The organism is Kordia sp. SMS9, assembly GCF_003352465.1.
Lineage (GTDB): Bacteria > Bacteroidota > Bacteroidia > Flavobacteriales > Flavobacteriaceae > Kordia.
The window spans coordinates 4784411-4800237 of the sequence record NZ_CP031153.1 but is presented as its reverse complement, the minus strand read 5'-3'; the positions used below and the strand labels follow the sequence as shown (position 1 = coordinate 4800237).

Sequence of the window (15827 nt, the reverse complement as noted above, 5' to 3'; positions counted from 1 at the left end):
GCTAACTGATGAACCTAAAACATTTCTCTTTACTCATTGCAATATTTGCCTGTTTTTCCCTTGCAGCACAACAAAAAATTTCAGGAACGGTAACAGCAACAGACACACAAAAACCGATTGCAAATGTAGATATTTACGATCAAACTTCAGGAAAACTCGCTACTACAAATGCCGCAGGATATTATGAATTCACCACAGAAGAAAAAAAACTCACACTTGTCTTTTTCTCGTATGAATATGAAGTAGTCGAAAAAGTAATTACAATTGATAAAAATATCATACTAAATGTGACTTTACAACCTTTGGGCGAACAACTCTCAGAAGTAGAATTGAATGTGCGAAAAACCAAAATCTTCGCATTAAAACGTTTAAAAGATGTGGAAGAAACGGCAATTTACGCAGGAAAAAAGACGGAAGTGGTGTTGGTTGAACAATCTATGGCAAACTTGGCGTCGAACAATGCTCGGCAAATATACAGTCAAGTTGTAGGGTTGAATATTTATCAAAATGACGATGCAGGTTTGCAGTTAAACATTGGCGGTCGCGGACTCGATCCAAATCGAACGGCAAACTTCAACACACGCCAAAATGGTTATGACATCAGCGCAGATGTGTTGGGATATCCCGAAAGTTACTATTCGCCAGCGGCGGAAGGTTTACAGGAAATTCAAATCATTCGCGGTGCAGCTTCGTTGCAATACGGAACGCAATTTGGCGGTTTGGTGAACTTTGTGATGAAAAAGCCAAATCAAGCAAAACCATTTGAATTTATTACAAGAAACACGATCGGAAGCAACAATTTGTATACAAATTTTACAAGCGTGAGCGGAACGACAGGAAAATTCAGTTACTATTCGTTTTTCAATTACAAAAAAGGCGATGGATTTCGTGCCAATTCTGAATTTGAGTCAAAAAACGCCTATGCACATATTGGTTATCAATTTAACGAACGTACAAAGTTAGAAGCAGAAATCACATATTTGCGGTATTTGGCAAAGCAAGCGGGCGGATTGACGGACGCCATGTTTGCCGAAAATCCATTTCAAAGCAACCGAGAACGCAATTGGTTTCAGATTGATTGGTTGTTATACAACTTAAAATTTTCGCATAAATTCTCAGAAGACACGAACTTTACATTCAATGTGTTTGGCTTGAATGCGGAACGAAATGCACTAGGTTTTCGAACCAATAGAGTGAATCAAATTGATCCAGGCGGCGAACGCGATTTAATCAAAGGGGATTTTAACAACTTCGGATTTGAAGCGCGATTGTTGAGTAACTATGAAGTTTTTGGGAAGAAATCTACATTTTTGATCGGTTCAAAATTTTACAAAGCAGACAACACAAGTGCGCAAGGTCCAGGAAGTACGGGAAGCGATCCGAATTTTGAATTTCAATTGGACGAATTTCCAAACTATCAAAATCAATCTGAGTATGATTATCCTAATTTGAATGTGGCGATTTTTGGGGAAAATATTTTTTATGTGAATGAAAAACTATCGATCACGCCAGGATTCCGCTTTGAACATATCAAAACGGAAAGCGACGGATTTTTCAAGCGAATTAATACGGATGGTGCTGGAAACGTCATTTTAAACGAAACCGTAGACAACAGCGAAACGCGCGAACGTTCGTTTGTACTCTTCGGATTGGGCGCAAGTTACAAGCCATCGGACGTGTTGGAAATCTATGGAAATGTCTCACAAAACTATCGTTCGGTAACGTTTACAGACATCAGTATCATTAATCCTGCTTTTGCGATCAGTCCTACAATTGACGATGAAAAAGGAATGACGATTGATTTCGGATTGCGTGGAAACTACAAAAATAAAATCTCATATGATATTGGTGCTTTTGGATTGTTTTACAACGATCGAATCGGTTTTGTGCAACGTGCTTTTGCGGACGGAAGCGTAAAAAGCGAACGCGGAAATATTGGTGATGCGGTGATGTACGGAATTGAATCACTTATTGATTTCAACTTGAATGAAATCTTTCTAAAAAATGACAATTACAGTTTCAATTACTTCGTAAATGCTGCCTTGACAAATTCAGAATACACGAATACGGAAGAAAACGGCGTAGAAGGCAACAATGTGGAATTTGTGCCAAACGTTAACTTAAAAACAGGCGTTTTATTTGGCTATAAAAACTTCTTATCCAACATTCAATATACGTATTTATCACAGCAATTCACAGATGCTTCCAACGCGGTAGAAAGCAATTTGAGCGGCGTGATTGGGGAAATTCCTGCGTATGACATTTTGGATATTTCGTTTTCATACACGTACAAAAATTTCAAGCTCGAAACAGGCATCAACAATGTATTGGACAACGCGTATTTCACACGAAGAGCGACAGGTTATCCAGGTCCTGGAATCATTCCTTCGAACAATCGTAATTTTTATGCGACGTTGCAGGTGAAGTTTTAACAGCTTTGGCATTTCTGCGTGTCACATTAAGCGCAGTCGAAATGAATCTATTGTAATGTGAAGTTGACGAATTTTACCAAAATGCACAATGGTTATTGATATATTAAATCTTTTGAAAATTGTAAGTGTAAATATTTTAAAATCAGAACATTAATTTTTTTATTTTAACGTATTCAGTAACATAGTTGTTTCATCAGATTTGAAACGCTCCGTAATTTTTGCGTTTTTTTGCAATGCTTCCATGGCTTTTTCCTTATTTTCCATTTTCAAATACAACATGGCAGTATACCAATTTCCTTTGGAGCGTATGTACGGATCAGCGGCATTGGCTAGTTTCTGAAAAGTGGCAATGGCTTTTTCATTTTCGTCCAATAAATCATAAGAAGCGCCAAGATATACCAAGCTATGTGTATAGAATTCATCTGTAGGAGTTATTTTTTGAAAGATTGTTAAAGCTTCTTCATATTTTTTCTGCTTAAAAGCTGTTTCTCCAAGGATAAAAATATCTTTTTCAGAACCTTTTTCAACAAACGAAGGCAACTCAGACCAATCTACATACGTTTCATAATAGGAACTGTACGAAGTATTCATTTGCGTTATATAGATTCCGAAAAACAAGATAAGAACAGCTGCAATGGCCATGTATTTATAGTATTTTTGCAACGGTTTTACTTTGGTGTTTTCGTTTAAATATGCTGCTTCTGCATTGCGAATATTGGCAGATAACCCTTGGTATTCTTTACTTCGTATTTTAGATTTGAGTTCCGCTATACGTTCTTTATTTTCGGATTTTTGAATAGTATACCATTCTTTTTTACCAAGAATGTCAAACAGTTGTTGTTGCAAGCGAACCTCTTCTTGAAATTCGGGTTCGTCGTGCAAGCGTTTCTCAAAAGCTTCCTTTTCGGTAGTTGATAGTGTATTGCGAAGGTAACCATCAATTTGGGCGAGTAATTCTTTGGTAAGTTCTATTGCCATTTCTTCAATTTTTGAAACAGTTTGTCTTCTTTTATTAGTTTTATGAGTTTCGTTCTGCACTTAAAAACACGCTGACGTACGGTGTTAATAGAAGCATACGCGTATTCTGTCAAAATTTCTTCATAGCTTAGTCCATTAAAATAGCTTCCTAGAATCTCTTTGCAATTTCCAGATAGTAAATCAAACTTTTCAATATAAAAATCAAACAATTCTTGTTCCACAATAAAAGTGCTCAATTCTTCATCTTTATCTACTAGTGTCAAAGGATCAGATTTTATTACCTTGTTTTTTAACGTTTTTTTCCAAATATTTTTACAAATCACAAATAAGTAGGCTTCAAAGGACTTTATTTCGGTTCTTTTTTCTCTTTGTGTAACGATAATATACATCAATCCATCATGAAAAACATCAGAAGCATCTTGAGAATCGCCTCTGTTTTTGAGAATAAAGGATTTTATTTTTGGAAATACATTTACGTAAATTTCTTTTGTAATTTTCTCATTTCCAGTGATAAGGGCGTTAATAAATCTTTCACTATCTTTCATAAAATTAAAAATGATTAAAAATATTGGGTAATGTTTCTCGTGTTTATTCCCTTACATGTAAACGCAAAAATTAAATATTATGAGAAATATACAAAAACTTATTGCATTTGTATTCGTATTCATTGCATGTTCATGCACAACAGATGATACTTTTATTGACTCAGAGAGTACTGTAGTATCAAAAAACAATAATGCTAACGCTACACAAGGAATTCCCCCGAATAATATGCCTGTGTATTCACAAGATGAATTGATTATTCAATACAAACCAGGAACTCCTGAGGCTATGAAAGCTAGTATTCGTGTGAGGCATGGAATCAATCCTAGTCTTACCATATTCATGCAGGGTTTTGGCATTTATGAAATATGTAGATGCAACAATCAAGACATAGAAAAGTGGATTTTTCCAAACGGAACAATCGGAATTGAGCCCAAAAAAGGAGTCATTGAAGATGAAATAGATGGCGAAGCGCATGGTGTTGGTAATGTAGATTATGAATTTACTTATGGTTTTGAGGTAGACAATCCGGCAACAGGAACAGGCGCAGATACAAGTTATGCATCGTATATTAAACCTGCAAATAACGGAATTACTATTGCTATTTTAGATACAGGATTGGCAACAGGGTTGACCGTTTTTAATGATGGAGGAGGAGCAACTCAATTTTTGTACAATGCCGCAGACACTGCAATAGGAGAAGAGCTGTCAGGTTGGGATTTTGTCAATAAAGACGCCAATACATTTGATGATGATCCTAACATGCATGGAAGTATTATAACAAATCAAATCCATGAAGCGTTAGAAGGCAAAAACATAAAGCATCAAATATTGCCAATGAAAATTGCGAACAAGCATGGAAAAATAAGTTACTTCAATTCTATATGTGGAACGTTGAGAGCTTTTGAAGTTGCAGATATTATCAACATGAGTTTCGGTTGGTATAACGATCCTTTTGGTGATTTTGGAAATACCATTTTTGAAAACTTAATAGAAACGTATACTGATGTAATTGTGGTTGCTTCTGCTGGAAATAACGGAACTAATAATGAAGAAATATTGCATTATCCATCATCATTTCCGCAACCAAATGTCATTTCTGTAGGTTCGTATAATGAAATATTAGGAATTGCTTCTGCTTTTTCAAATTATGGAAGTAATGGTGTCGATTTTTATGCCAAAGGAGAAGAAATATCTTTTTATACATCTTCTGTAGAAGGAACCTCTTTTGCAGCGCCACAAATTGTAATAAAAGTAGCTGAAATAATTGATTTAGATATCATATCAGATTTGCCAATGGTAGACAGAGTAGCTGCTCTTGGACTTCCTGTTACGGAGTCTTTTATTCGCCTGCGCGATCGGGAAACTGGAGAAGAAATTATAGATCCTGAAACTGGAACTTTTACGTATATGGATACTGTATATAATAGCTATATTCCTATAGATGATTAACAAATAATGTCTACTTTTATCATAAAAATGGTTTTTTTTCGTGTCCTTTTATTACTAAACTGTTTGTGCTTTGTATGCTTTTCAAACGCACAAAATGTGCTTGCATTTAAAATAGACAGTGTACAAAAAATACAAAATATAAAAGTAAAAAAAGAAGGCTTTAAAATCATACTTCAACAACAAGATACTTTAGTAGAAACAGAAGGTTTAGGAACGCTTTATCATGCACTTGGAAATTCGCATTACGAGGAAAAAAAGTATGATAAAGCGTTTTTCTACATACAAAAAGCAGTAAAAATTAGAAAAAAATATAAAAACTTAGAAAACTTAAATGAAAGTAGGTACAAGTTAGCAGCTATATACAATAAACAGGAAAAACCACAAAAACGATACGCTTTATTAGAAGAAATTATAAACGATCATGGAATTGATGAGTTTACCAATAAAGCACATCGAGTTTTAGGTAAAATAGAAAGAAACAAAGGCGATTATCACAAATCAATATCCTTTTTAGAGTCGGGCTTTTTAAACAAACCTTCTCAGAAATTAAAATATGAAAATATACTTCGATTTAGTATCATACTAACGTATGCAAAAAAATACCAAAGTACCTTCGATTTGGATGAGAGTAATGCTGATTTACAAAAAATAGAAAGTCACAAAAGTAGTATTGAAAAAAACGCGGTCAAGGATGTAAAATCTAAATTAAGTCCCAAAAATTTAGCGGCTATGCACAACAGTATTGCAATAGTTTATGACGGTTTTCAAGACTTAGAAAAAGCTTTACATTATTACAAGAAAGCCTTGGGATTTTATTCGAAAAATGCTGATTTATCCAAAGAATTAGAAGTCTTAAACAACATCGGTCTTATTTATTACAAACAGAAAAAAAACACACAAGCATACGAAGTATTCAATCGTGTAATAACAGAATCCAAAGATGGAGAACAACTCGCAATGGCTTACGATAATGTAGGTTATTATTTGCCTAACATGTCTGCAAAAGATAAAATTCCATACTTTCAAAAAGCAATTTACGCTGTTTTAGAAAAAGGAGCAAATGAGGAATTTCAATTGCCAACTTTAGTAGAAATAAAGGCATTGGAGTATGAACAAGATGTATTAATCTATTTGATCGATTTAGCCGATCATTATGTGCAAGCTTTTGAACAAACAAAAGAAAAAAAATATCTTCACAAAGCCAAAGAAACGGTCATCCTAATTGATGAATTAGTATCAAACATTCGCTACGAAGTAGAGACAGAAGCTTCTAAATTATTTTGGATAGAAAGAGGAGTCAATACGTATGTACTCGCTGTAGAAATTTGTTACTTACTTCAAGATGCTGAAAAAGCATTCTATTTCATGGAAAAGAACAAAGCATTATTACTGCAAGAAAACATCAAAACTTTTCAAGCAAAATTGATGTCAAACATTCCAAAATCAACATTAGAACGTGAGTACAAATTAAATTATGAAATAGTAGCTTTGCAGGAGGAATTTCGATTGCAAGGTGATAATGACGAGTTAAAACAACAATACATTCAAAAAAATGAAGAACATAAAACCTTCATGGATTCCATGCAACGCATGTATCCAAAATACATCAAAACGAAAGAAAAAGTAGCGATTGTTTCTTTACAAAATGTCATAAAAAAATATAAAAATCAAGAAATTGCTTTTGTCGAATATATTTTGCACGAAACCGATGGCTACGGAATTTTTTATGATGGAAAAACGCCCGATTTTTTCAAAATTGAAGCTGTTGAAAATTTTCAAAAACAACTCCAATTCATTCGCAATTTTATTACCCAAAAAGATAGAAACACTAAAGAACGAAAAGAATTTCAAACCATCGGACATCAAGTATTTCAACAATTATTTCCATTTGACAATGCATTGGAACGGTTGCAGCACAAAAAACTAACCATCATTCCAGATCAGGCATTGCAGCACATTCCGTTTGAAGTATTACCAACAAATACCTCTGAAACACTTTCAAAAGCATATTTTGTAAACACTACAGAAACTGCATACTTACAATCGTTTTCACTCTTTGAGCAAATTCAGCAAAAGCAAAATGCACCTACAAAAAAAATATTAGCCATTGCGCCAATTGAATTTCAAAACAAAGCGTTGCCGACACTGACAGAAGCTACCGAAGTTTTTAAATCGTTTGAAAAAGATACGCTGTCCGTATTCTTGCAAAAAACAGATGCTACCAAAGAAAACTTTTTAAAATATAGAAATAACTTCAACATCATTCATCTCAACACACATGCAGGTTTAGACAATATAACACAAACACCTTGGATTGCTTTTTACGACAGTAACATGACACTTAATGAGCTTTTTGGACTCGAAAATCAGGCAGAATTGGTCATTTTAGACGCGTGCAAAACAAACGATGGTATCAATCTTTCCGGCGAAGGAATCATCAATCTTTCCAGAGGATTTTTCTATAACGGAACTCAAAGTGTACTGGCTTCACAATGGAATGTCAATGAAAAAGCTGGGAACGAAATTTTACAAACGTTTTACACCGAATTAGAAAACGGAAACTCGAAGTCGAAAGCATTGCAACTTGCCAAAAAAAACTATCTGCAGCAGCATGAAGCAGAACAAAACATTCCATACTATTGGGCAGCTTTTACGCTTACAGGAAGTACAGATGCCGTTGTAAATTCCTCTTGGTGGAATGCGATCACAATGACATTTGGAGTAATGATCTTAATTTTGATACTTTTTTATTACAGAAAGAAAATTTTTAAATAATTCTAAACGGTTTAAAAACAATACAATACGCTGGTTTTTTTAAGAAAGACTAGCTTTTTTCATTTTTGTTGGGTAATGAATCTCTCAAAACGTCCCATATAGATACATAGATCTATCAAGGGAAACTCGAAAACCTTCAAAAAGAGTAGAGATCATAAAAAAATAAACAATCATGAAAAATAAATTATCTTTTGTAATCCTAGTTTTTGGATTGCTTACATCGATCAATACGTATGCACAAACAAATTGGATATTAAATACTCCATTAAATCCAACGTCATCAGCTTTAGGAGATCAAAATCAAGTTCCTGGAACTTTTTCGGGAGCATTTGGGTTTCAAAATATAGTAGAAGATTCGTATTCAAATGCTTTTGGAGCATTCAATACGGTAAGAGGAGTGTATTCGTATTCCTTTGGTTTACACAGTGAAACTACAAAACCATTTTCCTTTGCCGCAGGACGATATGTGCAAGCAGCCGGAATCAACTCTTTTGTATTTGGTAAAGGAGCTACAACGACAAACAAATTAGTCAATTCTAAAGACTATTCTTTTTTAGTTGGTTTCAAAAACAAAGAACCTGGATTTTTTGTTTCAAGAAATTCAGATGGACCAATAGTTGGAGTTGCTACCGACGATCCACAAGCACGATTAGACGTTCATTTAGGAGACAAACAAGAAATCAGAATTCAATCGGAAATCGATAATACTTACGGTGGTCTTTCTTTTAGAGATCATGTGGGGAATGAAACTTGGAGAATAAGAGCGTTTAATAATTTTACAGGCGGCTACAATAGCATATTAAGCATTGTAAGTTCTAAAAAACATGACCTATGGATTTCTGCCGGAAAGACGATGATAGGCGATTGGTTCGACTTTGATCCGTGTACAGATTGTGACGATTATGAGTTATTTGTAAAAAAAGGAATTCGTACGCAAAAAATAAAAGTAGATGTAGCCGCAGGCGTTTGGGCTGATTATGTTTTTAAAAGCGATTACGAACTAAAACCACTAGAAGAAGTAGAAACATTTATCAACACAAACGGACACTTACCAAATGTGCCTTCTGCAAAAGAAGTAGAAGAAAACGGTGTCAACTTAGGGGAAATGGACGCAAAACTACTAGAAAAAATTGAAGAACTTACCTTGTATGTGATTGAATTAAAAAAAGAAATTAATGAACTAAAAAGAAAGCAATAATGAAAAGCAAGAATAAGATAGTAATCGTATTATTCTTGTTTTTGGGATGGATTTCTTTTGGACAAGATAATTTGATTCACAATGCAGTCGCAGATCAACCTACGTTTAATGAAACTCCTTTTTACAAAGGGTTAGTAGATGATTATTCACCCAAAGCATATACCTATTCAGGAGGTTGGAATACGACGAATTTTGGAAATCAAGAAGGACTTTCCGTGTGGGAAAGTGACATGAAAACCGTGACAAAAATCATTGAAGAATCAGGAGAATTACCTGTGAAAAGTCAATTCTTACTACATTCTCCAGATTGGTATATGGTAAATGCATTTGATGGAACCGATAAAATCAGATTGACAGAAAGCGGAAGCGACATCATGCCGCATTCAGGATTAGGATACATGGGCATGGGACCAGGCGAATTGATACAGCAAAAATTCTTTGACGACAACAAATTTGAAGAAGGAGAAACGTACCGATTGCAATTTTACGTGCGTACCTATGACGATCCGTTACGCGATTGGTCAACAGGTGTAGATTTGAATGTATACTTACGTAAAAATAATATGGAATATTCAATTGGCGCAAATCAGTTCAACAACCGTTGCGATCTGTCAAAATATTTCAACAAATCAAGTACGTCAAATACCTTGCAAATTCTCAATCAATCCATGACCTTACTAAGTCATCCAACAGGGGAATGGTATAAAATTTCAATCGAATTTACAGCACCATCAGACAGTTATGATTGGATTGTAATAGAAACAGAATCAGCTTCACTTTGTGATGGTCCGTATGTATTATTAGATGATTTCAGACTCTCAAAAGCATGTGAATTTCCAGATTGTAACCGAACAAGCGGCGAAGTATTTCCAAATCACAACGGAGCAACCACAACGACAGCGCCACTAGAAATTACCAATCTAAACAACGCAGAAATAGCAATTGTGGAGATATTTACAACGCTCGGACAACCAATATGGAATTACAGCGTAAGTTGTACAAATGGTATTGTAGATCCTATTTTTTGGGATGGAAGAAAGACCAGCGGAGGTTATGCCGCCAATGCTGCATATCTGCTCAAAATTACCTATACAAATGATTGTGGTACAGACACAAAAACATCTGTCATAAGCAAAACAGGAAATCATCCAGCAATTACAAACAACATCATTTGTAACAACTCAGGTATAATAACGCCAGTGCCGTGTTGTGTGTACGAACCCGATTTAATCATTGACAATACAACGCTTCCAGGGTTGGGCTTGTTAGATTATCGTGTCATAAGTAGCATCAACGTTGCGCCAGTAAACAATGTAACAGTAACCAGCAATGCAGAAGTAGAAATGCGCGCAGGAAATACGATCGAATTAAATCCTGGATTTACAGTGCAACCTGGCGGAAATTACTTTGCCGAAATTTTACCATGTTCCAAAATGCGAACCGCAAGCACAAAACCAACAAAAGTGAAACCTGTGCAAGTTGTAGATGATAAATTTTTAGATCAGAATTCGGATGCTGCAATAAGCGTCTATCCAAATCCGACGTCAAATACAACAACGGTATTCATCAAAAACTTTGAAAAAGGAACAGATTACGAAGTTGTTATATACAACATACAAGGAATACAACAGCATAAACTATATACCAAAACTGAGAAAACAATCGTAAATCTTTCACAGTTTAGTGCGGGAATATATTTTATAAAAGTAGCTAATGGAACCACAACGCATAGCACAAAATTGATCAAACAATAGTCAAAAAAAACCTTTATATCATTGAAGACAATATGTGTAATAGATACATCCATCAGACCAACTGAAAAACTGTATCAAATTTTTGCGTTGATTATGCATATTAAAAAAAGGCTTTCCATAGCAGGAAAGCCTTTTAAAATCTTCAATCAAAATACATAGAATTCAAAAAATCCAAAAGCATTTCATAAATTATGTATACTTTTATGCGTTGAACAATAGGAAGTCTATTTATGAAGATACTTATTACGGGAATTGCGGGTTTTATTGGTTCGCACGTTGCAGAACATTTACACGATCAAGGTCATGAAGTTATTGGAATTGATAATTTTTCAGATTATTATCCAGTCGATTTAAAAAATAAAAATGCAGCAACGCTCAAAGCGAAAGGAATCACAATTTTACAAGCCGATTTACGTGAAACCACTTCTATCCAACAACTTCCCGAAGCTGTTCATTACATATTTCACTTTGCTGCACAACCCGGAATTGCCGCAACTTCCACTTTTGAAGATTACTTGACAAACAATGTCATTGCGACACAAAATTTACTTTCGTATGCATTACAGCTAGATGCTTTAAAACTCTTTGTAAATATTGGAACTTCCTCTATTTATGGCTTAAACGCGACGTTTCCAGAAACCGAAGCGCCAAAACCTGCGTCACATTACGGAGTTACAAAATTAGCTGCGGAACAATTAGTCTTACACAATTCAAGATTGAACAAACTCAAAGCTTGTTCTTTGCGATTGTATTCTGTCTACGGTTCGCGCGAACGTCCAGACAAGCTGTTTACTAAACTTTTAGATTGCGCATTGAACCATAAAACATTTCCACTATTTCAAGGCAGTTTGTCGCACTTGCGAAGCTTTACGCATGTCAGCGATATTGTACAAGGAATTGTCAGTGTCATCGGCAAAGAAGAAGTATGTAACGGCGAAATTTTCAACATAGGAACAGAAGCCGAATACACGACACAACAAGGTGTAGATGCCGTTGAAAAATTATTACAAACTACGATTCAATTTGAAAATTTACCACCGCGTTCGGGCGATCAACAACGTACCAAAGCGAATATTGACAAAGCTCGAAAATTACTCAATTACAATCCTACGGTAACCTTGGAAGAAGGAGTTGCGGAACAATTGGCGTGGTTTCGAGAACTATAATATATATAATTTGATGCTTTGAGAATGTGGCAATTTGATAATTTTCACACTATGTTTTGTACGCAAATTGTACGGAGAAGTATTTTGAAAAAACGACCTATTTTCTTTCCAACTAAAATCAGAAATTACTAAAAATCAGTAACATACAATTCACGGAATTGTACTATCAGGAAAAAAGGATAACTTCCTCGAATTCACTGAATCCTAGTGTACATTTCTTTCAAGACCTTTTTTTCCACGATACATTTATGTCATTATTAATTTAAAATCATAACATTATGAAAAAAAGAAATTTCAAAAATTTGTCATTAAGTAAAAGCTTAGTGTCAAATTTAAATTCAGAAAAAGTACTAGGAGGAGCTGCTGATAGTAGTAAAAGTTTCCGTTTGGCAGATTGTCCTGTTGCAGAATCAGCAAAACAAACATGTCAGTATTCTTGTATTAAAAAAACGTGCTATTGTTTGTAAACTCATTCTATGTAATGAAATGGTCGGGAGCAATTCCGACCTATTTTTCCACCAAATACATATCCGTACGCAAACGATCTTTATAACCACCGTTTGTTTCGTCTACAGGATTTAGATCAAAGGTTTCTAGGTAGGTAATTTTAGCATTTGGAAAGGCTTTTTCCAGACTTTTCTTTGCACCAATCATCACCAAGGTTTTAAAAGTAGGTTCTTTCGGAATTTCCAATGCGTGACTGTGCAATAACGGAACTTTTCCACCGTAATCCCATACCAATTCTGGCGATTGTATGTTAAACATGTATACAGGAATTTTTTCTGTTTCCGTTTTGCGCGAAATGTCTCGGAGTGAATTGTACTTCGGATTTTCTAAAAAAGCATTCGCTAATGGAAAACCAAAGGTTACAGCAGTCATCAAGAAGAAAACGATCAAATAGAAAACCTGTTGAATTTTATGCTGATAAAGATATTTTAAAATGAAAAATCCAATCAATACGAGCGCAATAGAAGTTAAAATGAAAGAGAAATAAAACCCATCCAATTTGTCTTGTAAGAAGATAAACCCAACAATAGGAAACGCAACTCCAGCCAATCCGATCAATCCGAAATTTAGGTATACAGGAACACGTTCGTATGTGTGCATACGTTTTGTAAAGGCACGAAAAATATGCATTACAAAAAAACTCGTCGTATACGCCAACGGAATCAATACAGGCAATAAGTAGCGTGATTTTTTTTCAGGAATTAACGATAGTAAAATTACCGCAGCCAAGGTCCAAAAGAGACTGAATTTATACGCTTTTAAGTTTTCTACACGCGTTTTTAAGTAAGGATATAATAAACTCACAAACGCCACCACTGTCCACGCTCCCGATTGTACAAAGAAGCTCCAATAGTAGTAAAACGGACGTACATTTCGATTTTGCCACGCTGTCGTTTCTTTATTGGCAATTGCGGTTGCCGTTTCGCCATCCATCACGCTTATGTAATACGGCCACCACACGGAAATAAGAGCAGTCACCAATACGAGTCCAATCAGCGGACCCCATTTTTTTTGAAAATTGCTGTATTTGTAAACGATGCTATACGCGATCAAAAACGGTAAAAATAATGCAAAGTGCGATACAGGACCTTTGCTCATGAATGATACCCCAATACATATTCCCGCAAGGATCGCATTTCTCCAGATTTTTTCGCTACTAGAAAAGAATTGAAATATGTAATAGATGCCAATCATCATGAAACCGTGTGCAAAAATATCCCAGGTTCCGTTTCTTCCTGCAAAAATGATGTAAAACGATGTTGCTAGGATCAAACTGTTGATGAAGGCTTGTTTTTTATCTTTCAAAAAGTACACACCAAAACGATAGGAGAAAAGTACTAGAATTAATGTGATGATTGCAGAAGGAATGCGCAATGCCATTAAATTATTAAAACTAAATAACATTCCCGAAATCGCAGCTAACCATGTTGGTAATGGCGGTTTTTCGTAGCGCGGTTCGCCGTTCATGGTCGTAAGCAACCAATTGTCGTCTGTGACCATTTCGCGCGCTGTAATGAAGTTTCTCGCTTCCATGATATTTGGATATAAGACATCCAAATTCATAAAAAAGATAAAAAAACATACGATGACTAAAATCCAAACGTAATTTTTCTCGTGTATGAAATTCATGATTGATTTCTTAAAAGCATTATGTTTCTAACGTACGTGACGATCCCAAAAGTGTGCCCTGCAATTAAGATCGGATCTTCTCTAAAAACGGCATAGATAAAGATCAAACTAGCACCAAATAAACTGAGCATCCAAAATCCCATTGGCAAGGTTGATTCTTTTTTTCGTTCCGAATATACCCATTGATATACAAAGCGTAAGGTAAACATTATTTGAGAAATGATGCCTAAATACAACAACCAATCTGGAATGGCGTCGCTGTTGAGTAAGTTGTAAATGTCTTGCTTATTGTTGTTATACCCAATGGTGATGATGATCAACGGAAAGATGATGATAAAAATGCGCATGAATTGATGCATGCGATTCCATTCGCCTTGTAATTGCATGTTTCTAACGTAAATGAAATACGTTAACACTTGACCTAACATGATGGCAAAATCGTTTCGTAGATAGCCATAGACAAAGAGTAGGAAGGAAGCAATGAGACTTATTTTCCAGAACAACGCTGGCGTTAACACTTTTTTGTTTCGCTCAGAAATTACCCATTGCAATAAGGTTCTTGCAGAAAATAATAATTGCGCAAGTCCACCAATTCCGAAAATGAGCCACGTCATCATCCTTTTTTCGCAATAGAATAGTTGATGTACTTTTTCTTCATCCACACATACGCAAAACAATCCATTAACGGACCTAATAAACGATTCCATAAACCGTATTTGGCTTCTCCAGCAATTCGTGGAAAGTGTTGCACAGGAATTTGTTTAATTTTCCCTTCTTGTAGCAAAATCATGGCAGGTAAAAAACGATGCAAGCCTTTAAACATCGGAATGCGTTTGGCATAGTCAGTTTTGATGATTTTTAGCGGACAACCTGTATCGTCCATACCATCTTTGGTAAATGTTCTGCGAATGCCATTGGCAATTTTTGAAGACATATTTTTGACGAATGAATCTTTTCGGTTGGCACGAACGCCTGTCACCAATGCAAACTCGTCAATGTGTTCTAGGAGTAAATCAAAATCTGCTGGAGCTGTTTGCAAATCGGAATCAATATAACCAACTAAACTCGTTTCCGTATTGTCAAATCCTGCTTTAATAGCAGCACTCAATCCGCGATTTTCCGCAAAGCAGATAAAATTGAAAATGTCGCTATTTTGGCAAATCTTTTCAATCATTTCCTGACTTTTATCTTTAGAACCATCATTTACAAACAAAATTTTGACAGGAATTTTTGCAGAAGCGGCATACGCACCGAGTTCTTTTTCAACTCTTTCTAAATTATCTTCTTCATTATAAACAGGAACGACAATTGTAAGTTCTTTATCCATTACTATAACTTTGTTTGTGTAAATAGCTCAAAAAATTTGCGCCAAAGTTATAGTTTTTTTGCAATA

General features: G+C 35.2%; 12 protein-coding genes. 7 read left to right on the top strand and 5 right to left on the bottom strand.

What is annotated here, in order from left to right; translation table 11 throughout:
- The first annotated feature begins 8 nt into the window (after positions 1 to 8).
- Entirely contained in the window at positions 9 to 2432 is a 2424-nt protein-coding gene (locus tag KORDIASMS9_RS20345) for a TonB-dependent receptor domain-containing protein (RefSeq protein WP_114904620.1), read from the top strand.
- 159 nt (positions 2433 to 2591) lie between these two features.
- On the opposite strand, the gene KORDIASMS9_RS20340 is transcribed toward KORDIASMS9_RS20345, so the two are convergent.
- Both KORDIASMS9_RS20340 and KORDIASMS9_RS20335 read right to left on the bottom strand, forming a co-directional pair.
- Positions 2592 to 3410, bottom strand: coding sequence for a tol-pal system YbgF family protein (locus tag KORDIASMS9_RS20340; RefSeq protein WP_114904619.1), 819 nt, complete (start codon positions 3408 to 3410; stop codon positions 2592 to 2594).
- Complete coding sequence (locus tag KORDIASMS9_RS20335) at positions 3401 to 3955, bottom strand: RNA polymerase sigma factor (protein ID WP_114904618.1); 555 nt, start codon at positions 3953 to 3955, stop codon at positions 3401 to 3403. Before KORDIASMS9_RS20335 ends, KORDIASMS9_RS20340 begins: the two co-directional genes overlap by 10 nt.
- A gap of 79 nt (positions 3956 to 4034) precedes the next feature.
- On the opposite strand from KORDIASMS9_RS20335, the gene KORDIASMS9_RS20330 reads away from it, so the two are divergent.
- From KORDIASMS9_RS20330 to KORDIASMS9_RS20305, 6 genes are all read left to right on the top strand, one after another.
- Positions 4035 to 5405: a S8/S53 family peptidase gene (locus KORDIASMS9_RS20330; protein WP_114904617.1), complete on the top strand. Its 1371-nt coding sequence runs from the start codon at positions 4035 to 4037 to the stop codon at positions 5403 to 5405.
- A 96-nt stretch (positions 5406 to 5501) separates the two neighbouring features.
- Positions 5502 to 8180: a CHAT domain-containing protein gene (locus KORDIASMS9_RS20325; RefSeq protein WP_162820083.1), complete on the top strand. Its 2679-nt coding sequence runs from the start codon at positions 5502 to 5504 to the stop codon at positions 8178 to 8180.
- 172 nt (positions 8181 to 8352) lie between these two features.
- On the top strand, positions 8353 to 9378 hold the full coding sequence (locus KORDIASMS9_RS20320) for a hypothetical protein (RefSeq protein ID WP_114904615.1): 1026 nt from the start codon (positions 8353 to 8355) through the stop codon (positions 9376 to 9378).
- Positions 9378 to 11132 (top strand): T9SS type A sorting domain-containing protein, encoded by a 1755-nt coding sequence (locus KORDIASMS9_RS20315; RefSeq protein ID WP_114904614.1) that lies wholly within the window; start codon positions 9378 to 9380, stop codon positions 11130 to 11132. Before KORDIASMS9_RS20320 ends, KORDIASMS9_RS20315 begins: the two co-directional genes overlap by 1 nt.
- A 230-nt stretch (positions 11133 to 11362) precedes the next feature.
- Positions 11363 to 12298, top strand: coding sequence for an NAD(P)-dependent oxidoreductase (locus KORDIASMS9_RS20310; protein WP_114904613.1), 936 nt, complete (start codon positions 11363 to 11365; stop codon positions 12296 to 12298).
- Positions 12299 to 12576: 278 nt separating this feature from the next.
- Entirely contained in the window at positions 12577 to 12765 is a 189-nt protein-coding gene (locus KORDIASMS9_RS20305; protein ID WP_114904612.1) for a hypothetical protein, read from the top strand.
- Positions 12766 to 12805: 40 nt separating this feature from the next.
- Here the strand turns inward: KORDIASMS9_RS20305 and KORDIASMS9_RS20300 are convergent, their stop codons facing one another.
- Genes KORDIASMS9_RS20300 through KORDIASMS9_RS20290 form a run of 3 tightly spaced genes read right to left on the bottom strand, consistent with a single transcriptional unit; the run spans position 12806 to position 15761 of the window.
- The gene (locus KORDIASMS9_RS20300; protein WP_114904611.1) at positions 12806 to 14434 is read right to left on the bottom strand and encodes a phospholipid carrier-dependent glycosyltransferase; all 1629 of its coding nucleotides are present in this window, start codon (positions 14432 to 14434) and stop codon (positions 12806 to 12808) included.
- Positions 14431 to 15051: a lipid-A-disaccharide synthase N-terminal domain-containing protein gene (locus KORDIASMS9_RS20295; protein WP_114904610.1), complete on the bottom strand. Its 621-nt coding sequence runs from the start codon at positions 15049 to 15051 to the stop codon at positions 14431 to 14433. The genes KORDIASMS9_RS20300 and KORDIASMS9_RS20295 overlap by 4 nt, the downstream gene beginning before the upstream one ends.
- Positions 15048 to 15761: a glycosyltransferase gene (locus tag KORDIASMS9_RS20290; protein WP_114904609.1), complete on the bottom strand. Its 714-nt coding sequence runs from the start codon at positions 15759 to 15761 to the stop codon at positions 15048 to 15050. The genes KORDIASMS9_RS20295 and KORDIASMS9_RS20290 overlap by 4 nt, the downstream gene beginning before the upstream one ends.
- Between the last annotated feature and the right edge of the window lie 66 nt (positions 15762 to 15827).

Coding starts and splice junctions, on each gene's coding strand:
- KORDIASMS9_RS20320 (WP_114904615.1), top strand. CDS start 8,353: ATGAAAAATAAATTATCTTTTGTAATCCTAGTTTTTGGATTGCTTACA.
- KORDIASMS9_RS20340 (WP_114904619.1), bottom strand. CDS start 3,410: ATGGCAATAGAACTTACCAAAGAATTACTCGCCCAAATTGATGGTTAC.
- KORDIASMS9_RS20315 (WP_114904614.1), top strand. CDS start 9,378: ATGAAAAGCAAGAATAAGATAGTAATCGTATTATTCTTGTTTTTGGGA.
- KORDIASMS9_RS20305 (WP_114904612.1), top strand. CDS start 12,577: ATGAAAAAAAGAAATTTCAAAAATTTGTCATTAAGTAAAAGCTTAGTG.
- KORDIASMS9_RS20310 (WP_114904613.1), top strand. CDS start 11,363: ATGAAGATACTTATTACGGGAATTGCGGGTTTTATTGGTTCGCACGTT.
- KORDIASMS9_RS20330 (WP_114904617.1), top strand. CDS start 4,035: ATGAGAAATATACAAAAACTTATTGCATTTGTATTCGTATTCATTGCA.
- KORDIASMS9_RS20335 (WP_114904618.1), bottom strand. CDS start 3,955: ATGAAAGATAGTGAAAGATTTATTAACGCCCTTATCACTGGAAATGAG.
- KORDIASMS9_RS20290 (WP_114904609.1), bottom strand. CDS start 15,761: ATGGATAAAGAACTTACAATTGTCGTTCCTGTTTATAATGAAGAAGAT.
- KORDIASMS9_RS20295 (WP_114904610.1), bottom strand. CDS start 15,051: ATGATGACGTGGCTCATTTTCGGAATTGGTGGACTTGCGCAATTATTA.
- KORDIASMS9_RS20345 (WP_114904620.1), top strand. CDS start 9: ATGAACCTAAAACATTTCTCTTTACTCATTGCAATATTTGCCTGTTTT.
- KORDIASMS9_RS20300 (WP_114904611.1), bottom strand. CDS start 14,434: ATGAATTTCATACACGAGAAAAATTACGTTTGGATTTTAGTCATCGTA.